The organism is Haloferax sp. s1 (genome assembly GCF_058382125.1).
The window spans coordinates 1-4,095 of record NZ_JBZRPK010000396.1; the positions used below are offsets into that span (position 1 = coordinate 1).

The following is a 4,095-nucleotide window of genomic DNA, read 5'->3' on the forward strand; positions in this document are numbered from 1 at the left end:
GGTAATGAAGCGACGCGAATACGGGGCGAAGGAAATTCTCAGAGAGGGGGGGATCCCGGGGCCGGGGTCCTGCAGCGGGGCGCCCGAAGAGGGGGTTAAGGAGGGGGTCGAGGATATCGGATACCCCGCCGCTATCAAGGCGCAGGTACACGTCGGTGGGCGTGGAAAGGCTGGCGGCATCAAGATCGCCATGGACGAAGACGAGGCTCGACAGGCCGCCGAGGACATCCTCGGAATGGACCTCAAAGGCTACACGGTCGAGAAGGTACTCGTCGAGGCCGGCGTCGACTTCGAAAACGAACTGTACGTGGGTATCACGATGGACCGAAGCGAGGGCAAGCCCGTCGCGATGGTCTCGACGGAGGGTGGCGTCAACATCGAGGAAGTCGCAGAAGAGACCCCCGAAGCCATCGCGCGCGAGCACATCGACCCCGCGTTCGGCCTGCACCCGTACCAGGCCCGCAAGATCGTTTTCGAGGCGGGAATCCCCCGCGACGTCGCCTTCGACGTCGCCTCGTTCCTCTCGACGCTCTACGACCTCTACGAGGCCAACGACGCGTCGGACATCGAAATCAACCCCGTCATGATTACGTCCGACCGCGATGTCGTCGCTGCGGACGCCGTCATGAACATCGACGACGACGCGCTCTTCCGCCACGAGGACCTCGCGGCGATGGAAGAGGACTCCTACGAGGACGAACTCGAAGCCAAAGCTGGCGAATACGGCTTCGACTACGTCCGTCTGTCGGGCAACGTCGGTATCATCGGCAACGGTGCCGGACTCGTCATGACGACGCTCGACCTCGTCGACTACTTCGGTGGCTCCCCCGCCAACTTCCTCGACATCGGTGGCGGCGCGAAGGCCGAGCGCGTGGCGAACGCGCTGGACATGGTCTTCTCGGACGAGAACGTCGACTCTGTCGTCTTCAACATCTTCGGCGGCATCACCCGCGGTGACGAGGTCGCCAAGGGTATCAACGAAGCGCTGGAGCAGTTCGACGAGATTCCGAAACCGGTCGTCGTCCGCCTCGCGGGCACGAACGCCGAAGAGGGGATGGAGATTCTGAACACGGAACTCGTACAGGTCGAAGGGACGCTGGAGAACGCCGTCCAGCGTGCCGTCGAGAACGCACAGGAGGTGTCCCAATGAGCATTTTCGTCGACGACGACACGCGGGTAGTTGTACAGGGTATCACCGGTGGGGAAGGCAAGTTCCACACCCAGCAGATGATGGAATACGGCACGAACGTCGTTGCTGGTGCGGTCCCCGGCAAGGGCGGTCAGGAAGTCGAAGGCGTTCCCGTCTACGACACCGTCGCCGAGGCCGTCGAAGAGGAAGACGCCAACGCCTCCGTCGTGTTCGTCCCGCCGGCGTTCGCCGGCGACGCCATCTTCGAGGCACTCGACACGGACCTCGACCTCGTCGTGGCCATCACCGAGGGCGTCCCGACGCAGGACATGGCCAAGGTCAACAAGCGCCTGTCTGAAGTCGACACGCGCCTCATCGGCCCCAACTGTCCGGGTATCATCACGCCCGGCGAGGCCAAACTCGGCATCCTCCCCGGTAACATCTTCGAGGAGGGGAACGTCGGACTCGTCTCGCGTTCCGGCACCCTCACGTATCAGGTCGTTTCGAACCTGACCGAGCGCGGCATCGGCCAGACCACCGCTATCGGTATCGGTGGCGACCCAATCATCGGCACGTCGTTCGTCGACGCTCTCGAAGCGTTCGAGAACGACCCCGACACGCACGCCGTCGTCATGTGCGGTGAGATCGGTGGCGAAGACGAAGAGCAGGCGGCGAAGTTCATCGCCGAGAACATGGACACGCCCGTCGCTGGCTTTATCGCCGGCCGCACGGCACCGCCGGGCAAGCGCATGGGTCACGCCGGCGCTATCGTCTCCGGTTCCGGAACCGGTACCGCGGAGTCCAAGATTTCCGCCCTCAACGACGCGGGCGTCCCCGTCGGCGACACCCCCGAGGAAGTCGCCGACCACATCGAAGACTTCCTCTAAGTCTTCCTCTCGCTATCTTCGTTTTAGCCGCGTTCCACACAGCCCACAGCGTCTGCTCCCGACCGTGTTCGGTGCGCCACACCCCTGACAAACGGTCATCTGTTGGTGCGACTTTTCCCGGGCGGATTGGAGAAACGCGGTCGGGTCGAGAGACGTTCCGGTCGTCCCGGCATCCTCGTCGAGTCTGTCGAGGACGCGCTCGACGAGCGCATCGTCTCGCATGGCGTCGAGGAGACGGACGAACCCGACGAACATGAGCGAGGGCGCAACGATGCAGAACCCCGCTACGAGGAGGCGAAAGCCAACGTCCATGAGGTCTGCTAGCGTCCAGCAACAATGTGGTTGACGTTCGGAGCGGTACCGGCTGCGTTAAAAAACGCTCTCCGAGAATCGCAATCGAACCCACAATAATATCGAATTTGATATTCAGAAACGCGGATTTATGCACGTCATTCTGGTCGGTTTCTCTAATGGCTGATACTATCGTTGAGGAGGCCGAAAGACGGCTCCCTGATGCGATTACAGAAAGTTACATACGTCGGCTCGTCTCCGCGATGCTTCTCGTTTCCATCCTCGTAGCTGGTGTCGGAATCATTCAGTATCAACAGACGGCATCCAGCATCGACGAAGACGCCCGCGCCGACCTCCTGACCGAGGCAGAACGCGAGGCACTGCAAGTCAATTCGTGGTTCGAAGAACGCGAACGGCTCGCGAGTATCGTCGCTGCCGACCCGTCGGCGGGGAGTACCCTCGGGGACCGTTCCTCTACGGCGCTCACGCAGGCGAAGACCGATATGCCCGACGACGTCGCGGCGTTGCACTTCGTGAACACCGAAACGACCACCGTCATTGGGTCGTCAGAAGACGGTGCTGTCGGTACACCGCTGTTCGAGAACGGAACGCTCCCGCTCCCAGACCGCGCCGACCTCTCTGATGAGGGCGTCGAGCGAACCACGGTTTTTGTCAAGGACGGCGTCGCCTACATGGGCTTTGTCGCGCCGCTTCCCTCCCTCGAACCCCACGCAATCGTCCTCGTGGCCGAAGCATCGTCGCTCGGGACCGCACTCGACGGAAATCGACTCGACGGTGGATTCGCCCAACTCGTGACGAAAAACGGGACCGTCCTGTACGACGGTGGCGGCGGCCAATCGAACGTCGCATACCCCGCAACGAATTCTGACTCCCTCAGCGATGCGTTCGCCGGTGAAGTTGGCGTCTCGCGTCTTTCGCCGGTCGAGGGGTTCATCTCTTCGCCACATGTCGTCGCGCACGTCCCGGTTTACGGTGGTGACGTGCTTCTCCTGCACGCGCCCGCAAGCAGCGTCTTCGCACTCTCTCGGAGCGTCGGATTCCAGATTGCGACGCTTCTGTTCCTCTTTATGCTCGGGCTCGGCGCGTTCGCATTCATCATCCGCGGCAACACCGCAGTTCCGCTCGTCAACCTCGAATCGACCGTCTCCGAACTCCGCAAGGGGGACCTCGACGTGGAACTCGAAACGACCCGCGACGACGAATTCGGACAGGTCGTCCGCGGCATCGACAACCTCCGAAACGACCTCCGTGACCAACGCGCCGACGCCCGTGAGTACAGCGAAGCGATGACTCGGGCGGCGGACGGCGACCTCAGAGTTCGCCTTCCGACCGATTCGAACAGCCAAGATATGGCGCTTGTCGCGGAGGCATACAACGAAATGATGGACGATATCGAACAGACCGTCGGAACAGTCAAAGCATTCGGTGAAGACGTGACAACGCTCGCTAATCGCGTTGCCTCGCGGGCCGACGATGTCTCGTCCGCAAGCGAGGAAGTATCGGGGTCCATCCAGCAGATTTCCGACGGTGCAAGCGAGCAAACGGAGAATCTGATGGCCGCCGCCGACGAGATAAACGACCTCTCAGCGTCGATTCAACAGATTGCTTCGTCCGCGGACGAACTCGTGCGCCTGACCGAGGAAGCGGAGGCCCGCTCGCGTGACGGCCAGTTCGCCGCTACCGACGCCCTCGACGATATCGACGCAGTTCGGTCGGAAACCGAAGCGACCGTCACCGAAGTCAACGAACTGGACGACCGCCTCGAAC

General features: G+C 62.1%; 4 protein-coding genes. 3 read left to right on the plus strand and 1 reads right to left on the minus strand.

What is annotated here, in order from left to right:
• The first annotated feature begins 4 nt into the window (after positions 1–4).
• On the plus strand, positions 5–1,150 hold the full coding sequence (gene sucC, locus QT222_RS05125) for an ADP-forming succinate--CoA ligase subunit beta (protein ID WP_491476523.1): 1,146 nt from the start codon (positions 5–7) through the stop codon (positions 1,148–1,150).
• A complete protein-coding gene (sucD, locus tag QT222_RS05130; protein ID WP_004059918.1) occupies positions 1,147–2,016 on the plus strand; it encodes a succinate--CoA ligase subunit alpha in 870 nt (289 codons plus the stop codon). The genes sucC and sucD overlap by 4 nt, the downstream gene beginning before the upstream one ends.
• Positions 2,017–2,028: 12 nt before the next feature.
• Here the strand turns inward: sucD and QT222_RS05135 are convergent, their stop codons facing one another.
• A complete protein-coding gene (locus QT222_RS05135; RefSeq protein ID WP_491476521.1) occupies positions 2,029–2,328 on the minus strand; it encodes a zinc ribbon domain-containing protein in 300 nt (99 codons plus the stop codon).
• A 158-nt stretch (positions 2,329–2,486) separates the two neighbouring features.
• Here QT222_RS05135 and QT222_RS05140 point away from each other — a divergent pair.
• A partial coding sequence (locus QT222_RS05140; RefSeq protein ID WP_491476522.1) for a methyl-accepting chemotaxis protein occupies positions 2,487–4,095 on the plus strand: 1,609 nt, incomplete at its 3' end.

Coding starts and splice junctions, on each gene's coding strand:
- sucC (WP_491476523.1), top strand. CDS start 5: ATGAAGCGACGCGAATACGGGGCGAAGGAAATTCTCAGAGAGGGGGGG.
- QT222_RS05135 (WP_491476521.1), bottom strand. CDS start 2,328: ATGGACGTTGGCTTTCGCCTCCTCGTAGCGGGGTTCTGCATCGTTGCG.
- sucD (WP_004059918.1), top strand. CDS start 1,147: ATGAGCATTTTCGTCGACGACGACACGCGGGTAGTTGTACAGGGTATC.